Below are 16,765 nucleotides of genomic sequence, written 5' to 3' on the forward strand. Positions count from 1 at the left end.
AAAGGAAATACAGGAAAGGATTTGTATTGAGTTACTATGGATAAAGATAAACAACAATTAAGTGTTGAAGTTGCAAGATTATATTATCAATCAGATTATAGTCAGCAAGAAATTGCTAACAAATTAAATATTTCAAGACCGACAATTTCTAGACTATTAAAGTACGCGAAAGAAAAAGGATTTGTTCAAATTAGTATAGCCGATCCATTTGCTGATTTAGATAATGTCGGCAATTTACTGAAAGAAAAATATAACTTGTTAGAAGCACATGTTGTATTTTCCCCAGTGCCAGAATATGCAACGATTACAGAGTATATAAGTAAATATGCAGCTGAGTATATGGAAAAGACGGTTAAAAACGGTGATATCGTTGGTGTAAGCTGGGGAATGACGATGTATGAAATCGCTAGAAAAATCGTACCACAACATGTAAAAGGTGTAGAAGTTGTCCAGCTAAAAGGTGGTATTAGCCATTCGAGTGTAAATACATATGCAAATGAAACCATTGCATTATTTGCAGATGCTTTTCAAACGACGCCAAGAAATCTACCTCTTCCAGTTATATTTGATAATGCAGTGACAAAAGAATTAGTAGAGCAGGATCGACATATTCATCACATTATCGAAATGGGGAAACAAGCGAATATTGCAATTTTCACTGTAGGAACAGTGCGAGACGAAGCGCTATTATTCCGATTAGGTTATTTCGATAAGGATGAAACGAGTTTACTCAAAAAACAATCGGTCGGTGACATTTGTTCACGTTTCTTTGATGGAGACGGAAATATTAGTAGTGAAGAAATTAATAAGCGAACCATCGGAATTGAGTTAGAAGAACTAAAATTAAAGAAACGCTCTATTTTAGTTGCAGGTGGTAATAGAAAAATAAAAGCAATTGATGGTGCGTTACGTGGCGGATATGCAAATGTATTAATTATCGATCAGCATACGGCGAAAGAATTGTTACATTATCAAAAAGAAGATTAGAAATAAAAGGCTTTCTCAAGATATTCATTTTGAGAAAGCCTTTTATTTTGTTATGTATGAATTATGGGATTATTTTTGAATACAAATTGCCTTTTTTAAAATAATTATGGATATTGAGATACATACTACCATTGTTAATATAAAAAATTTGAATTTATATATGAAGTATTTCTTAGTTAGAATGCGCTTTATTTACTAGAAGGAAATTCCTTTTTAAAAAGAATGAACAAAATTTCAAAAGTATATTTACATTTGTTCAACTAAGAGTTAGAATGAAGTTGTTAAAAGATATGAGGAGTGAAGATAATGAATATTGCAAAGTTAATTGACCATACAATTTTAAAAGCTAATGCTACAAAAGAAGATGTTATGAAAGTAATCGAAGAAGCAAAGGAATATAAATTCGCTTCTGTTTGTATTAACCCAACATGGGTAAAGCTAGCTGCTGAAGAACTAGCTGGACATGATGTAGATGTTTGTACTGTAATCGGTTTCCCATTAGGAGCAAGCACGACTGAAACAAAAGCATTTGAAACAAAAGATGCTATCGCAAAAGGTGCAACTGAAGTTGACATGGTAATCAACGTAGGCGCTTTAAAAGATGGCGACGACGAACTTGTTGAAAAAGACATTTATGAAGTAGTACAAGCAGCAAAAGGAAAAGCTCTTGTAAAAGTAATCATTGAAACTTGTCTATTAACAGATGAAGAGAAAGTACGCGCTTGTGAATTATCAGTAAAAGCTGGTGCTGACTTCGTAAAAACTTCAACTGGATTCTCAACTGGCGGAGCAACTGCTGAAGATATCGCATTAATGCGTAAAACAGTAGGACCAAACGTTGGTGTAAAAGCATCTGGTGGTGTTCGTACACGTGAAGATGCAGACAAAATGGTAGCTGCTGGAGCTTCTCGTATTGGAGCAAGTGCTAGTGTTGCAATCGTATTAAATGATGCAAAAGGTGCTACAGATAACTACTAATCATTAGTGAAGTCAAGGGCAATAGATACACAAAGTAAAGTGTATCTATTGCTTTAACAATTGAAAGAAATGTAAGCGGATACGAACACGGGAGGAGATGGCTTATGAAATACTTAATCGGTGTTTTTGGCCTCGTATTGATTTTAGGTATCGCTTGGCTTGCTAGTAATGATAGAAAGAAAGTCAAATATCGTCCAATCATAACGATGGTTATATTACAATTCATTTTGGGGTTTCTATTATTAAATACAAGTGTAGGGAATATATTAATTAGCGGAATAGCAGATGGTTTTGGAGAGCTATTAAAATATGCCGCTGACGGTGTAAATTTCGTATTTGGTGGATTAGTAAATCAAAAAGAGTTTTCATTCTTTTTAAGTGTATTAATGCCAATCGTATTTATATCAGCTTTAATCGGTATTTTGCAACATATTAAAGTGTTACCTATTATTGTGAAATCTATCGGTCTAGCATTAAGTAAAGTAAATGGAATGGGGAAACTAGAATCATATAACGCTGTTGCTTCTGCGATTTTAGGACAATCTGAAGTGTTTATTTCAGTTAAGAAACAATTAGGATTATTGCCAGAGAAAAGAATGTACACATTATGTGCATCTGCAATGTCTACCGTTTCCATGTCTATCGTTGGATCGTATATGGTGTTATTAAAACCGCAATATGTTGTAACCGCTTTAGTGCTTAACTTATTCGGGGGCTTTATTATTGCTTCTATTATTAATCCTTATGAAGTTACTGATGAAGAAGATATGTTAGAAGTACAAGAAGAAGAAAAAAAGACTTTCTTTGAAGTATTAGGGGAATACATTATTGATGGATTTAAAGTTGCGATTACAGTAGCAGCTATGTTAATTGGTTTCGTGGCTCTTATCGCATTCATTAATGCAGTATTTAAAGGTGTAATCGGTATTTCATTCCAAGAAATTCTCGGTTATGCATTTGCACCATTTGCATTTATTATGGGTGTACCTTGGCATGAAGCAGTTAATGCCGGAAATATTATGGCAACAAAATTAGTATCAAATGAATTTGTCGCTATGACAGATTTAGCACAAGGAAACTTTAATTTCTCAGATAGAACGACAGCGATTATATCTGTATTCTTAGTTTCATTTGCAAACTTCTCTTCAATTGGAATTATTGCAGGGGCAGTTAAGAGCTTAAATGAAAAGCAAGGGAATGTAGTCGCAAGATTTGGTTTGAAATTACTTTTCGGTGCAACATTAGTAAGCTTCTTATCAGCAACAATCGTAGGCTTATTATTTTAATAGATTCATATCATATAAAAAGGAATGGTGATTGTAATGAGAATGGTAGATATTATTGCGAAAAAACGTGACGGCAAAGAATTAACAACTGAAGAAATCAAATTCTTTATTAATGGTTATACAGACGGAAGTATACCTGATTATCAAGTAAGTGCACTTGCAATGGCAATCTTCTTTAAAGATATGACAGATCGCGAACGTGCAGATTTAACGATGGCAATGGTGGAGTCTGGAGAAACAATCGACTTATCTGCAATTGAAGGAATTAAAGTAGACAAACATTCAACTGGTGGTGTTGGTGATACAACAACATTAGTATTAGGGCCATTAGTAGCTGCTTTAGATGTACCAGTAGCAAAAATGTCTGGTCGTGGTTTAGGACATACGGGCGGAACAATTGATAAATTAGAAGCAGTAGAAGGATTCCACGTTGAAATTACGAAAGAGCAGTTCATTGATATTGTAAACCGTGACAAAGTAGCTGTTATCGGACAAACAGGAAACTTAACACCTGCAGATAAAAAGATTTATGCATTACGTGATGTAACAGGAACTGTTAACTCAATTCCTCTAATTGCAAGTTCAATTATGAGTAAAAAAATTGCAGCTGGAGCTGACGCAATCGTACTTGATGTAAAAACAGGTGCTGGCGCGTTTATGAAAACAGAAGAAGATGCAAAAGAATTAGCACATGCAATGGTACGTATCGGAAATAATGTAGGACGTCAAACTATGGCTGTTATTTCAGACATGTCACAACCGCTTGGATTTGCGATTGGTAATGCACTAGAAGTGAAAGAAGCAATTGATACATTAAAAGGTGAAGGTCCAGAAGATTTAACAGAATTAGTACTCGTATTAGGAAGTCAGATGGTTGTACTTGCGAAAAAAGCTAATACATTAGAAGAAGCGCGTGAAATGTTAATTGAAGTGATGAAGAACGGAAAAGCAACTGAGAAGTTTAAAGAGTTCTTAAGCAATCAAGGTGGAGATAGCTCGATTGTAGACAATCCAGAAAAAATGCCACAAGCGAAATATGTAATTGATGTACCTGCTAAAACTTCAGGTGTTATTTCTAACATTGTTGCTGATGAAATCGGTATCGCAGCTATGCTACTTGGTGCTGGTCGTGCAACAAAAGAAGATGAAATCGATTTAGCAGTAGGATTAATGTTACGTAAAAAAGTGGGCGATGCAGTAAAAGAAGGCGAGCCATTCGTAACGATTTATGCAAATCGCGAAAATGTAGAAGATGTAAAAGCGAAAATTTATGAGAACATTTCTATCGCTGAAACAGCAGTGGCTCCTAAATTAGTTCATACAGTTATTACTGACTAATCATAATTACACTTACTTTGAGGGGGAAATAATATGGATAAGAAAAAATATATTGAAGAAGCAAATAAGATGTTAGAAAAAGCATATATTCCGTATTCAAAATTTCCTGTTGGGGCAGCATTAGTTACGAAAGAAGGTAAAATTTATACTGGTTGTAATATAGAAAATGCTTCTTATGGTTTATGTAACTGTGCAGAAAGAACAGCAATCTTTAAAGCAGTATCAGAAGGTGAGCGCGACTTTAGTTACTTAGTTATTACAGGAGAAACGGACGGACCAATTTCACCATGTGGTGCTTGTAGACAAGTAATTGCTGAATTCTGTGATCCGAAAATGCCTGTATTACTAACGAATGTAAAAGGCGATGAAAAAGAAGTGACTGTTGAGCAATTACTTCCAGGTGCTTTTACAAATGACGATTTAAAATAAGTTAAAAGCCATTTTGCAATATTAATTGCAAAATGGCTTTTTTGTTTGAAAATTGAATGTAATATTTTGTTCATATTCCGTTCATAAACTTTGCGTAAAATGATTGCAGCGAATATGGAAAGTTTACAGCAGGAGGGATATAATGAAGAAATTCTATAATGGTGCTTGTAGTTACTTATTAATTTATGATTTTGCTCAAAAAGTCATTTAAATAGATAGGAGTGGAAAGTATGATAGCACTTTTATCAAGTATTGTAGCAGTCTGTATGGCTGTTGGTGTCATGTTTCTTCGCTTTAAAGCAGCGAAAAAACCGGTAACGAAAAAGAAAATTATATTGCCCCCATTTTTTATGAGTACTGGTGCTATGATGTACTTCTTACCAGCGTTTCGGTTAACGTCATTAGAAATAGTAGAAGCAATTACTGTAGGACTTATTTTCTCTATATTCCTTATTAAAACAACGAAGTTTGAAATAAGAAATGAACAAATATATATGAAACCGTCAAAAGCATTTATATTTATTTTAGTTGGATTATTAGCAGTGCGAGTAGTAATGAAATCGTATTTAAGTCAATCGATTGACTTAGCAGAGTTAAGTGGAATGTTTTTTTTACTCGCTTTTGCAATGATTGTATCGTGGAGAATTGCTATGTATCGCTCGTATGCTAAATTAGAAAAAACAATAAAAAGAGCTGGAATTTCTAAATAGGAAATCCAGCTCTTTTTATGTTTTATTGAAATTCTTTTGCGCGGAACTCATTTGCTTAATTTTAAACGTATTTGAGCATCTTGTAATGCGGCTGGTGTTACGTTAAGACCATTTTGATCAACAATTTTTGTGTTTAATAAAATGGAATCTAAGCTTCCACGAAATGTTTGTGTATAGTTTTGACGTAGCATTTGTTGTTCTTGTTTTTCATCAACTGTTAATCCAGTTGCTTTTTCTTTTTTTGATAATTCGTTAATACGGAATAAAATGTTTTTCATTTGTTTCACCTCTAGTTTAATTTAATTACATTAGTTGCTTACTAATGTATAGTTATTGTAACGTGTAATTTTAATTATGTCAACACCATCAAAAAAGGTTAAAAATTGACGAAAAATTGTAACAATAATAAAATGAATTGATTAGATAATTATTTTTTAATCATACATAGAACGCTAGGGGGATTATTATGAAATCAACATTTTTTGCTCAAAATAGAGAACGATTAGTAAACACATTACCAGATGAATCGATTACAATTTTATTTGCTGGTCAAGCACCTCATATGTCAGCGGATGCACATTATAAGTTTGTGCCGAATCGGAATTTTTATTATGTAACAGGAATCGATGAACCAAATGTTATTTTTATGCTGAAAAAGTTTGGGAATTGTGTAGAAGAGACACTTTTCATTGAAAAATCAGATCCAGTAATGGAAAAATGGGTCGGTAAAACAGTTTCTAAAGAAGAAGCAGAGAAAATTTCTGGTATAAAGAAAGTTGTATATTTAGATAGTTTTGAAAAGACAATGTCAAATATACTCTTCACAGAAAATGTGAAGCATCTATTTTTAGATTTAGAGCGTCGTGAGTGGAATGGTACAGAGACAAAAACATTAGCGTTTGCTAAACATGTAAGAGAACAATACCCCCACGTAACAATTGGTAATATATATCCAAATATTTGTGAATTACGAGTGTTTAAAACAGAAGAAGAAATTGAAATTATGAAAGAAGCGATTGCTGTAACGAAAGACGGTATTTACAACGTACTTAAGCATGCAAAAGCAGACATGATGGAGTATGAATTAGAAGCTCAATTTGATTTTACACTGAAATCATCTGGCATTAAGCATCATGCGTTCAATACAATTTTGGCGAGTGGGAAAAATGCTACAGTTCTTCATTATGAAGATAATGATGCGCAAATTCAAAATGGTGATTTAGTATTACTAGATTTAGGTGCTCAAAAAGACTACTATAACGCTGATATTAGTTATACATTCCCAGCAAATGGAACATTCTCTAGTCGCCAAAAACAAATTTATAATATCGTATTAAAAGCATTGAAAGAAACAACAGAGATTATTAAGCCAGGCTTAAAGTTCGCTGCATTAAATGAGCATGCTAAAAAAGTACTTGCAGAAGGGTGTAAAGCGGTTGGTTTAATTCAAGAAGATGAAGAGTTATCAAAATATTATTATCATGGTGTCAGCCATTTCCTTGGTTTAGATACGCATGATGTAGGGACATACAAAGATAGAGTATTAGAAGAAGGCATGGTTATTACAATTGAACCTGGTCTTTATATTGAAGAAGAATCGATTGGAATTCGTATTGAAGATGATATTCTTGTAACGAAAGACGGATACGAAAACTTGTCAAAAGATATCATTAGAGAAGTTGAAGAGATTGAAGCGTTTATGAGTGTAAATAATGAACATGTCAAAGGAAAACAAGCTGTAGTTAAATAATAAGAAAGTCATCACTAATTTATTTGAACTTTATCTCGAATCGTGGACAATTAAAAAATCCATGATTCGGGATAGGGTTCTTTTTATCTTCGAAATACTAATCTTTAATTATTAATCCTAATAAAGTCGCAAACTGAACAGCTTGATATGTAGATACTTTACATCCCCTTAAATCGCTCACTGAAACTGTCAGAGTATTAAAATTAGAAGAGCTAATATCGATCCCCTTCAGTGATGTCTGGTCAAAATTAGCTTCGTCAAGGCTACATAATTGGAATTCAACTTTTTTTAGTTTACAGTCAAAAAAATCTGCACTATTTAATGAAGTTTCATTAAATACAATCTTTTCTAGTTTAGAATTTCCAAATGCAGCTAAGTTCAAAATAGAATTCTCAAATTTAACATTTCCTAAGCTAGATTCTGTAAAATTAACCCCGATTAATTTACTGTTTTTAAATTCAACTCTGTGAACAGAAGAATTGCTTAAATTAACATTTGATAAATCACAGTTTTCAAAACAAACATCTGTAATATCAATATTGCTAAAGTCTGTATTCGTGAACTTACAATTCTTTATCACGGCATCATATAATCGTACTCTATCCACAGATTCATTTTCGAAAGTGGAATCGATAATTTCACACATTTCTAGTGTAGGATCTTCTTCATAAAAAATATCTTGAAAATTTTTTGAAGATAACTCTGGTGAAATTTTGGGTCTATCAATTTTCATGGTATATCAATCCTCTTCTATTTGATATATAAGTGTAATTTAGGTTTAGTGAATCCCCGAAAGGAACATTAGTTCTTATTATACACAATCATACGTTTTTTTGTGAAGAGGATTTTGGTTACCTTTTTCTAATTTAATAATCACAGTGTTATTGTTTCTTAAGAAATAAAGCCCTAATAAATAGGAGAACTGCTAATACATTCGTTACAGAGAAATCCTCTTGCATACCTAAAAGTATCGCTTCTTCTAAGGTTTCTGATTTAATAATTTTGTTTTAAGTGTTAGTGCATATGTTGTTTATACTCGTGTGAAGTTGAAGGAGTAAAATCGGGGAATGTTATGAATACCGAAACAATAATTACAACACTAATTGAAAGCAATAACAAAAAGCATCGGTGGATCACAGTAGAAAACCTTTCTGATAAAATTTGAATTATAAATGACATAGTAATCGTTATAGTAAATAAAAGGCTGATAAACAGTATACTATGAGCTTGTTGCGCATTTAGCATTTCTGTAATCATTGCTCCCATCATACTTGCCATTACCCCAGAGAACATTCCTTCTAAAGCAGTATATAGATGAAAACGTAGACCAACTAAAAAGCCGATACAACCACTAATTAAAATCGCAAGCAAAGTAGAATATAGCAATTCTCCTTTAAATAGAATACCTAAATAAAAACCTATACTTAAACCGATACTCATACTAAAAGACATAATAAATACCATATACTCCATTAGGGTACCACTACGTTTCGAAATATATGATGTAATAATAATTGAGATACAGCAAAGCATTAAGGCAGTTAATGTATAAGCAAACATCATGATACCTCCCTGTCCTATCATTCACTTCATCATATGTTCATATAGAGAGTACTTATGCTTATTTATATCTGCATATTATCTGCACAATTTCATAAATGAAAGCAAGGTGGCGTTTGATTTTTTTACGTGTGAACATGTGAAAGAAAGTGTTATATAATGAGTTTCTATTGTGAAGCAATAAAGAATAAGCGTATAATATTATAGTTATCCCATTACTCGGGACAACCCGCGAATGATAAATAAGATTGTTGTTTTATCATCGCTTCTAAACAGATAGACAATGAAAGTAACAGTGGAATACAGATAGGGAGTTATAAAATGAAATTAATTATTGCCGAGAAACCAGATCAAGGTTTGGCTCTTGTTTCACAGTTTAAATATCGCCGGAAAGATGGATATTTAGAAGTAGAAGCGAATGAGTTATTTCCAAATGGAGCGTACTGTACATGGGCAATTGGTCATTTGACGCAGTTATGTAATCCAGAACATTATCACGCAGAGTGGAAAAAATGGTCACTTGATACGTTACCGATGATTCCTGAACGATTTCAATTTGAAGTAACAAAGTCGAAGTATAAACAATTTAACGTTGTGAAACAGCTGTTACATAATCCTCAGGTAACAGAAATTATTCATGCGGGCGATGCTGGGCGCGAAGGGGAATTAATTGTACGAAACATTATTAATCTTTGTAACGTACAAAAGCCGATGAAGCGTCTTTGGATTTCCTCTTTAACGAAGCAAGCTATTTACCAAGGATTTAAAAATTTGCTTGACGAATCAGATACAATCAATACGTACTATGAGGCGTATACAAGGTCATGTGCGGATTGGGTTGTTGGTATGAATGCATCGCGTGTGTTTAGTATTTTGTTAAAGAAAAAAGGAATGAATGATGTATTTTCAGCTGGTCGTGTACAAACACCGACACTCGCGTTAATCGTAAAGCGTGAAAAGGAAATAGAAAACTTTAAGTCAGAGCCGTTCTGGGAAGTGTTCGCAACCTTTAATATAGAAGGAAAGAAGTATGAGGGGAAATGGGAGAAGGATAGTGAATCCCGCTTAAAAGACCCTGATATGGCGAATAAAATTGCAGCATTTTGCCAAGGTAAAACGGCAGTAGTGAAGGAAATGAAAACGGAGCGTAAAGAATTTCAGCCACCGCTTTTATTTAACTTATCATCACTGCAAGCAACGGCAAATAAAGCCTTTAAGTTTTCACCGAAAAAGACGCTTGATATAACGCAAGCACTATATCAAAAAGGGATTGTTTCTTATCCTCGTTCGGATTCCAACTATGTTACACAAGGTGAAGCGGCAACATTCCCTGATATTTTACAGAAGTTAAGTCAGTTTGATGAATATAAAGGTTTATTACCAGCTCCGGTTGAATCGATTATGAATAATAAGCGTTATGTGAATGAAAAGAAAGTAACAGATCACTACGCCATTATTCCGACAGAGCAAGTTACAAACCCAAGCAGATTATCAGGTGATGAAAAGAAAATTTACGATATGATCGTAAGAAGGCTTATTGCAGCTCATTATGAAGTTGCAATCTTTGACTATACAACAATTGTAACGCTTGTAGATGAACGTGCTGAATTTATTTCAAAAGGAAAACAGCAAATTCAAGAAGGATGGCGTAAAGTTATTTTCCAAGACGATAAAGATGACGAAACCATTCTTCCAATTGTAGCTGAAGGTGAAGAAGGAAAAGTTGTAAAGGTGAAAGTGAAAGAGGGGAAAACACAACCACCGAAGCGTTATACAGAAGGACAACTTATTACGTTAATGAAAACAGCTGGTAAGTATTTAGAGAATGAAGAGCTGGAGAAAGTATTAAAGAAAACAGAAGGTTTAGGTACAGAGGCAACTCGCGCTGGAATTATTACGATGCTGAAAGACCGTAAATATATAGATGTGAAGAAGAACCAAGTGTATGCGACCGATAAAGGGAAAGTATTAATTACCGCAATCGGTGACAAAATACTAGCTTCACCAGAAATGACAGCGAAATGGGAGCAGCGCCTTGCAGAAATTGGTGAAGGTACAGCATCACCAGCTACATTTATGGAACAAACGAAAAAGCTATCAGCTAAAATTATTGAAGATGCAGTGGAAATGTCAGAGAAATGGGACTTTACTGGATTGCATGTTGAATCGATTGAGCGAAAAGGATCGAAATTTACAACAGGTAAAAAGGTTGGTAGCTGTAAAAAATGTGATGGCGATGTAATTGATAAGTCAACGTTTTACGGCTGTTCTAATTACAACACGACACAATGTGACTTTACCATCTCGAAAAAAATATTAAGTAAAACAATTTCGCAAAAGAATATGACAAAGCTCTTAAAAGGTGAGAAAACCGATTTAATTAAAGGCTTTAAAAAGGGCGAGAAAACATTTGATGCGAAATTAGAGTGGAAAGATAATAAGATTAATTTTGTGTTTGAGAATTAATTTGTTAAAAGAGCATGACATAAAACTGTCATGCTCTTTTGTTTTTCTTTTATATAAAATTTAACGATAAAAAAAAATCTTTAAATAATAATTTTTTATTGTAAAACGATAAAACTTGTATTAAAATCAAAATCATAATAAATGAGTGAGGTGCTTTTGTTAAAAGGTAACAACCTTATTTTTAAAATTAGAGGAGGTATAACTATGAACATTAACAATTTGATTGTTAAAAATATGGATAACCCCCATGAGTTGGAGAAGATGTATAGAAAAGATCCGAAAGCTTTTAAAAAAGCATTCTCACAAGCATGGGACCAAAACCCTGATTCTCAAGTTCTAGGTGCTTGGTATGAAAGGTTGCATTTCAAGGAGAAAGTAAATAAAGAAAAAACATCTTTGTTTCAAAAAGGTTTCTTATTCATGGGCCTTTTAGGTATTCTGGCCGGCATAAGCACCAGGATCATTTTCCACTTTGTCGAGCAGGAAGCAATTGCTCCAATTAACCTGGCTTTTGGTGTAATTCCCTTTATCGCTGCTTATTTTGTTTACAATAATACCCCGAAAAAAAGTATTATTTATTTCCTTGCAGCGTTGTTCCTAATTGCCGGGTTGTATCTTAATATGTTGCCATTAAATTATAAAGACAGTATTATCCTTGCTTATTTACATCTTCCTATATTTTTATGGATCTTGGTAGGACTTGCATTTACAGGAAATGAATATTCAAAAGGTAATACAAGATTAGCTTATATTAAATTTAATTTAGAATATGGTCTTCTCTACGCTAGCATGGCAGTGAGTGGAATGATACTAGCAGTATTCACCATGCGATTATTTAGTTTTGTTGACTTGGATATAGGAGAGTTCTATTTTAGTAATGTTGTTTTATTTGGAGCTGCCGCTCTCGCTGTAGTGGCTGCATACTTAGTATCATTGAATCTTAAACTTGCTAAAAATATTACACCATACATATCTAAAATTTTTAGTCCACTTGTCTTGATTACGTTGCTAATCTATCTTATAACGGTTATATGGGTCGGGAAAAATCCTTTCTTGGACCGCAATTTCTTAATGGCCTTCAACGGAATACTCCTTGGCGTGTTGGCCGTTACCATATTTTCTATCGTTGAGAGTGATTCGGATGAGAAAAAGAACATTTCAGATTATATAAATTTTGCCTTAATTGTTCTGGCGCTTATTATTGACACTGTCGCTTTATCAGCCATTGTATTCAGACTTTCTTCTTACGGGATTACACCTAATAGACTTGCTGTTTTAGGGGTAAACATACTGATCTGGGCAAATTTAATTTGGATTATGTTTTCCTATATGCGTTTCTTGCAAAGCAAATCAGGACCGACAGCTATCCAAGATGCCGTTACGAAGTATTTACCAATTTACGGACTTTGGGCAGCTTTCGTTATATTTACGTTTCCTATCATTTTTAATTAGAAAGGTCTTGTTAACGTAACGACAAAATTGTTAAAAGAAGATGATAGATGTCATCTTCTTTTAACTGTATAAAAAAACATATTGAAATTATTTTGATGTAAAATATAATGAATTTAGATAATTAAATAAAAACTTCTTATTAAGAGAGGTGGAGGGACTGGCCCTTCGAAGCCTCAGCAACCTTATGTGATATAAAGGTGCTAAATCCTGTAGGATCTAAAATTCCTAATAGATAAGATGCGGTTATAAGTAAACCTTCTTCTTATTTTGAAGAAGGTTTTTTCTCATTTAAATAGAGGTTTTGAAAGGTGGTGAGGAAGAATTAAAGAAAATATACAAGAGGAAAATGGAGGATGCAGTGAATAATGAAATTGAGGATTTAAAAGAGAATAGCACAAGTATTTGGAGCAATAAAATTTTTTCGTATTTTTTCTTAGCAAGTTGCATTTCTTTAATAGGTAATTCTATGGTTACGCTCGTTTTACCGTTATGGGTAATGAAATTAACGAACTCTCCATTACTTGTTTCTGGAGTAAACGTTGCAATTGCGACGACGGCGATTTTATTTGCACCTGTAACAGGAACGTTAGCAGATCGAATGTCGAGAAGAAAGCTTATGATAATTGCGGATGTTATGAGATGTATCGTCATGATTTTAATTGCAGTTATAGCATTTTATAATAAAATGCTATACATTCCGTTACTAATTTTACTTATAATACGCTCAATTGGGAGTGCTTTATTTACTCCGGCTTCAAATGCAGCATTAGTAACATATGTGGAAGAAAAGCATGTTCAACAGGCGATTACGCTGAGGCAAATATCAATACAAACCATATCGGTAGCTATTCCTTTAATGGCTAGCTTTTTAATTAGTATTTTTAATTTTCATGGAGTATTTTTGTTAGATGCAATTACATTTTTTATATCATTTTTAATTTTAATGAAAATTAAATTTCCACGTGAATTAAAAGTAGAAAAGAAAAAGCCTTTTTATGAAGACTTTAAAGAGGGTTTCTCCATATTTAATAGTAATCAATCATTGAAAACATTGCTTATGAGCGCTGCGCTTATTAATTTACTTGGAGCGGCGTGTATGCTTTCGCTACAAGTAATAGTTGTTAGAGAAATGGACCTTTCTACGGGATGGTATAGTATAGTTTTTGCGGCATCACCGATAGGGATTTTAATAGGAGCATTTATTACGAAAAAGATTCGTACATATAAAACGATTACGACTGCTTTTATATTTACAGCTATTATGGGGGTTTTTAATGCTGCAATGGGTACGACGTTAAATCCGGTATTATTTTCAGTTTATTATTTTCTGTCAGGAATTGCATTTGGGGTAAGTAATATATATTTTGGAGTGTTGTATAGAAAGTTAATTCCAAATGAAGTGCAAGGAAGATTTTTTGGTTTTTTAAATTCGTTATTATTAGTATCAACCCCGGTTGGAATTGCAATAACGGGATATTCCTTAGAGTCAATTTCAGCTTCTATTGTATTTATTATAATTGGTATTATTACGTTTCTAGTTTCGGTTATTTCATTTGTAATGATAAATAAGAAATAAATGTTGTATGAGATTTTTCAAAAATAAAAAACGTCCTGCTATAGGACGTTTTTTATTATATATATTGCCGTCTTTTCTTAATAAGCAACAACACTTGTGAAACACAAGCAAGTACTGGCAGTTCAATTAACGGTCCAATAACGAGTGCAAGTGCAATAAGAGGCTCGTCAGGGAAAGCAGTCACAGCAATAGCAAGAGCAACAGGTGAGTTTCTTGCTAACGTTGTTAAGTTTAGACTTACTGTATCTTTATAAGATAAACGCATAACGTGCCCGATAAATTGTCCTAGTACAAAATTAATGATAAAGAACAATAGAACAGGAATGAGTAATAATAAAACGACATTCATATTTTGTAGTAAATATTTACCTTGTGATGCAAACATCGCTACGATTGCTAAACTTAAAAATACAATTTGGGCAGAGCTGAAAAACGGAATGAGTTTATTCTCGAGCGTTTCAGCTTTTTTCAGTTTATTCATAATGAATTTTGTAGCGTGTGCAAGTAAAAATGGTAAGACGATTACGATAACAATACTTTCTACTAAAACAGAAACCGCTACAGTCTTCATAACACCAGCGAATAAAAATAAATAAATGGGAAGTAGTAGTACTTGCAAAATTAAATTTACTGGTAAAATCGCTGTAGAAAGTGCTACATTACCTTTTGCTATTTCAGTAAAGATTAAGTACCAATCTGTACATGGAGTAACCATTAGCATTATAAATCCAATCCACAGTGCTGGGTGATCTGAAAGAAATAGTGCTCCTAATCCCCAAGCGAGTAAAGGTGTCCATAAAAAGTTAATAGTAAGACTTGTTCCAGCAAATTTTAGATTGTGAAATCCGTTTTTTATTTCTTTTAATGGGATGCTGAGGAATAATCCATATAGCATGAAAAATAAGAAGGGGACAATAAATCGCTCTGAATACATATGTATGAAATTAAATTGCCCGAGTATGATGCCGCATGTAACAGCAAAAAGAATAATAAAAGTTTGAATCTTTTCTATCGTGCTCATGAATGAATCCTTTCTAAATATGAATTTTCCTCTCTAATTTTATTATACAAGTAATAAGGCTGTAATTTGGTGTTCAATTGTATTTTAGTAAATGTTTTTAATTTGAGATTTATTTTTTTATTAAAAGTTACTTGACTAAAGTAAGTGACTATATTACAATCACTTACATAAGGTAATTAAATAACAAAAAGTTTTAATTAACTTTCCTTAAGGTATCAATTGGAACTTTTTATTAGAATAAGAATTTTTATGATGATGAATAATGAATATGATAAGAAAGTTTAGGTGAAGAAAATGGGATTATTTAGCTCGTTATTTGGTAAAAAAGAAGAAAATCAAAAAGTAGAGGAGAATAAAACAATGTCAAAAGTATTATTTGTAAAAGCAAACGATCGCCCAGCGGAGCAAGCAGTTAGTTCAAAAATGTATGAAACATTTGTAAGTACTTATAAAGAAGCAAATCCGAATACAGAAATTACAGAGTTAGATTTATTTGCATTAGATCTTCCTTATTACGGAAATATTGCTATTTCAGGTGGATACAAACGTAGTCAAGGTATGGAATTAACAGCAGAAGAAGAGAAGGCAGTTGCTACAGTAGATCAATATTTAAATCAGTTTTTAGAAGCTGATAAAGTTGTATTTGCATTCCCATTATGGAACTTTACTGTACCAGCACCATTAATCACATATATTTCATATTTATCTCAAGCTGGAAAAACGTTTAAATATACAGCTAATGGTCCAGAAGGCTTAGCTGGTGGTAAGAAAGTAGTTGTGTTAGGTGCTCGTGGTTCAGATTACTCTTCAGAACAAATGGCTCCTATGGAAATGGCAGTTAATTACGTAACAACTGTACTTGGATTCTGGGGAATTACAAATCCAGAGACTGTTGTAATTGAAGGGCACAACCAATATCCAGATCGCTCACAACAAATTGTTGAAGAAGGTCTAGAGAACGTTAAGAAAGTAGCGGCGAAATTTTAATTAATTGATAGTAAAAATGGAAAAACCAACATGGATGACCATGTTGGTTTTTTAGTCTATTTCTATGTTAAAAAATGTATATTTATAAAATGAATGAAAAGTTTGAAAATAGTATTGCAAAATATTATATATCAAACTATAATGAGTTCAAGAATAGTTGATACTTAAGTTAAATATTCAGAAAATTCAATTAGTTAAAATTGGAAATGACATAGGTTATATTGA

General features: G+C 33.0%; 15 protein-coding genes and 1 riboswitch. Of the genes, 11 read left to right on the plus strand and 4 right to left on the minus strand.

What is annotated here, in order from left to right; all coding sequences use genetic code 11:
* Positions 1-36 precede the first annotated feature (36 nt).
* The 6 genes from ACTFR9_RS02030 (at position 37) to ACTFR9_RS02055 (ending at position 5,728) form a co-directional block, all read left to right on the plus strand.
* Positions 37-987: a sugar-binding transcriptional regulator gene (locus ACTFR9_RS02030; protein ID WP_000356563.1), complete on the plus strand. Its 951-nt coding sequence runs from the start codon at positions 37-39 to the stop codon at positions 985-987.
* 306 nt (positions 988-1,293) lie between these two features.
* Entirely contained in the window at positions 1,294-1,965 is a 672-nt protein-coding gene (gene deoC / locus ACTFR9_RS02035; RefSeq protein ID WP_001017431.1) for a deoxyribose-phosphate aldolase, read from the plus strand.
* A gap of 104 nt (positions 1,966-2,069) precedes the next feature.
* A complete protein-coding gene (locus ACTFR9_RS02040; RefSeq protein ID WP_000876184.1) occupies positions 2,070-3,251 on the plus strand; it encodes a NupC/NupG family nucleoside CNT transporter in 1,182 nt (393 codons plus the stop codon).
* 36 nt (positions 3,252-3,287) lie between these two features.
* On the plus strand, positions 3,288-4,589 hold the full coding sequence (locus ACTFR9_RS02045) for a pyrimidine-nucleoside phosphorylase (protein WP_001983022.1): 1,302 nt from the start codon (positions 3,288-3,290) through the stop codon (positions 4,587-4,589).
* Between the two features lie 33 nt (positions 4,590-4,622).
* The gene (locus ACTFR9_RS02050; protein WP_000358525.1) at positions 4,623-5,018 is read left to right on the plus strand and encodes a cytidine deaminase; all 396 of its coding nucleotides are present in this window, start codon (positions 4,623-4,625) and stop codon (positions 5,016-5,018) included.
* A gap of 230 nt (positions 5,019-5,248) precedes the next feature.
* Complete coding sequence (locus ACTFR9_RS02055) at positions 5,249-5,728, plus strand: CcdC family protein (protein WP_000561052.1); 480 nt, start codon at positions 5,249-5,251, stop codon at positions 5,726-5,728.
* Between the two features lie 47 nt (positions 5,729-5,775).
* Here ACTFR9_RS02055 and ACTFR9_RS02060 read toward each other — a convergent pair whose 3' ends face one another.
* Positions 5,776-6,006, minus strand: a complete 231-nt coding sequence (locus ACTFR9_RS02060) for a DUF896 domain-containing protein (protein WP_000789783.1) — start codon at positions 6,004-6,006, stop codon at positions 5,776-5,778.
* A 188-nt stretch (positions 6,007-6,194) separates the two neighbouring features.
* Between ACTFR9_RS02060 and ACTFR9_RS02065 the strand changes: the two genes are divergently transcribed.
* Positions 6,195-7,478, plus strand: a complete 1,284-nt coding sequence (locus tag ACTFR9_RS02065) for an aminopeptidase P family protein (protein WP_000842991.1) — start codon at positions 6,195-6,197, stop codon at positions 7,476-7,478.
* Between the two features lie 97 nt (positions 7,479-7,575).
* Here the strand turns inward: ACTFR9_RS02065 and ACTFR9_RS02070 are convergent, their stop codons facing one another.
* Positions 7,576-8,211, minus strand: a complete 636-nt coding sequence (locus tag ACTFR9_RS02070) for a pentapeptide repeat-containing protein (RefSeq protein WP_000687264.1) — start codon at positions 8,209-8,211, stop codon at positions 7,576-7,578.
* 281 nt (positions 8,212-8,492) lie between these two features.
* Positions 8,493-9,038 (minus strand): hypothetical protein, encoded by a 546-nt coding sequence (locus ACTFR9_RS02075; protein ID WP_000458505.1) that lies wholly within the window; start codon positions 9,036-9,038, stop codon positions 8,493-8,495.
* A gap of 321 nt (positions 9,039-9,359) precedes the next feature.
* On the opposite strand from ACTFR9_RS02075, the gene topB reads away from it, so the two are divergent.
* The 3 genes from topB to ACTFR9_RS02090 all read left to right on the plus strand — a co-directional run bounded on the left by topB (position 9,360) and on the right by ACTFR9_RS02090 (position 14,532).
* Positions 9,360-11,504: a DNA topoisomerase III gene (topB, locus tag ACTFR9_RS02080; protein ID WP_000766745.1), complete on the plus strand. Its 2,145-nt coding sequence runs from the start codon at positions 9,360-9,362 to the stop codon at positions 11,502-11,504.
* A 204-nt stretch (positions 11,505-11,708) separates the two neighbouring features.
* Positions 11,709-12,956: a DUF4153 domain-containing protein gene (locus ACTFR9_RS02085; RefSeq protein ID WP_229136406.1), complete on the plus strand. Its 1,248-nt coding sequence runs from the start codon at positions 11,709-11,711 to the stop codon at positions 12,954-12,956.
* 133 nt (positions 12,957-13,089) lie between these two features.
* Positions 13,090-13,195: riboswitch (SAM riboswitch) on the plus strand.
* A gap of 107 nt (positions 13,196-13,302) precedes the next feature.
* Positions 13,303-14,532 carry an MFS transporter gene (locus ACTFR9_RS02090; protein WP_000389106.1) on the plus strand — a complete coding sequence of 410 codons (1,230 nt, stop codon included), beginning with the start codon at positions 13,303-13,305 and terminating at the stop codon, positions 14,530-14,532.
* Positions 14,533-14,587: 55 nt separating this feature from the next.
* Here the strand turns inward: ACTFR9_RS02090 and ACTFR9_RS02095 are convergent, their stop codons facing one another.
* Complete coding sequence (locus tag ACTFR9_RS02095; RefSeq protein ID WP_229136405.1) at positions 14,588-15,553, minus strand: arsenic resistance protein; 966 nt, start codon at positions 15,551-15,553, stop codon at positions 14,588-14,590.
* Between the two features lie 294 nt (positions 15,554-15,847).
* Between ACTFR9_RS02095 and ACTFR9_RS02100 the strand changes: the two genes are divergently transcribed.
* Positions 15,848-16,540 (plus strand): FMN-dependent NADH-azoreductase, encoded by a 693-nt coding sequence (locus ACTFR9_RS02100; protein WP_000522508.1) that lies wholly within the window; start codon positions 15,848-15,850, stop codon positions 16,538-16,540.
* Positions 16,541-16,765 lie beyond the last annotated feature (225 nt).

Source organism: Bacillus cereus group sp. MYBK222-1, from assembly GCF_051916425.1.
GTDB lineage: Bacteria > Bacillota > Bacilli > Bacillales > Bacillaceae_G > Bacillus_A > Bacillus_A paranthracis.

Excerpts from the sequence above, each read along its gene's own strand:
- ACTFR9_RS02030 (WP_000356563.1), top strand. The coding sequence starts at position 37 with ATGGATAAAGATAAACAACAATTAAGTGTTGAAGTTGCAAGATTATAT.
- deoC (WP_001017431.1), top strand. The coding sequence starts at position 1,294 with ATGAATATTGCAAAGTTAATTGACCATACAATTTTAAAAGCTAATGCT.
- ACTFR9_RS02040 (WP_000876184.1), top strand. The coding sequence starts at position 2,070 with ATGAAATACTTAATCGGTGTTTTTGGCCTCGTATTGATTTTAGGTATC.
- ACTFR9_RS02045 (WP_001983022.1), top strand. The coding sequence starts at position 3,288 with ATGAGAATGGTAGATATTATTGCGAAAAAACGTGACGGCAAAGAATTA.
- ACTFR9_RS02050 (WP_000358525.1), top strand. The coding sequence starts at position 4,623 with ATGGATAAGAAAAAATATATTGAAGAAGCAAATAAGATGTTAGAAAAA.
- ACTFR9_RS02055 (WP_000561052.1), top strand. The coding sequence starts at position 5,249 with ATGATAGCACTTTTATCAAGTATTGTAGCAGTCTGTATGGCTGTTGGT.
- ACTFR9_RS02060 (WP_000789783.1), bottom strand. The coding sequence starts at position 6,006 with ATGAAAAACATTTTATTCCGTATTAACGAATTATCAAAAAAAGAAAAA.
- ACTFR9_RS02065 (WP_000842991.1), top strand. The coding sequence starts at position 6,195 with ATGAAATCAACATTTTTTGCTCAAAATAGAGAACGATTAGTAAACACA.
- ACTFR9_RS02070 (WP_000687264.1), bottom strand. The coding sequence starts at position 8,211 with ATGAAAATTGATAGACCCAAAATTTCACCAGAGTTATCTTCAAAAAAT.
- ACTFR9_RS02075 (WP_000458505.1), bottom strand. The coding sequence starts at position 9,038 with ATGTTTGCTTATACATTAACTGCCTTAATGCTTTGCTGTATCTCAATT.
- topB (WP_000766745.1), top strand. The coding sequence starts at position 9,360 with ATGAAATTAATTATTGCCGAGAAACCAGATCAAGGTTTGGCTCTTGTT.
- ACTFR9_RS02085 (WP_229136406.1), top strand. The coding sequence starts at position 11,709 with ATGAACATTAACAATTTGATTGTTAAAAATATGGATAACCCCCATGAG.
- ACTFR9_RS02090 (WP_000389106.1), top strand. The coding sequence starts at position 13,303 with ATGGAGGATGCAGTGAATAATGAAATTGAGGATTTAAAAGAGAATAGC.
- ACTFR9_RS02095 (WP_229136405.1), bottom strand. The coding sequence starts at position 15,553 with ATGAGCACGATAGAAAAGATTCAAACTTTTATTATTCTTTTTGCTGTT.
- ACTFR9_RS02100 (WP_000522508.1), top strand. The coding sequence starts at position 15,848 with ATGGGATTATTTAGCTCGTTATTTGGTAAAAAAGAAGAAAATCAAAAA.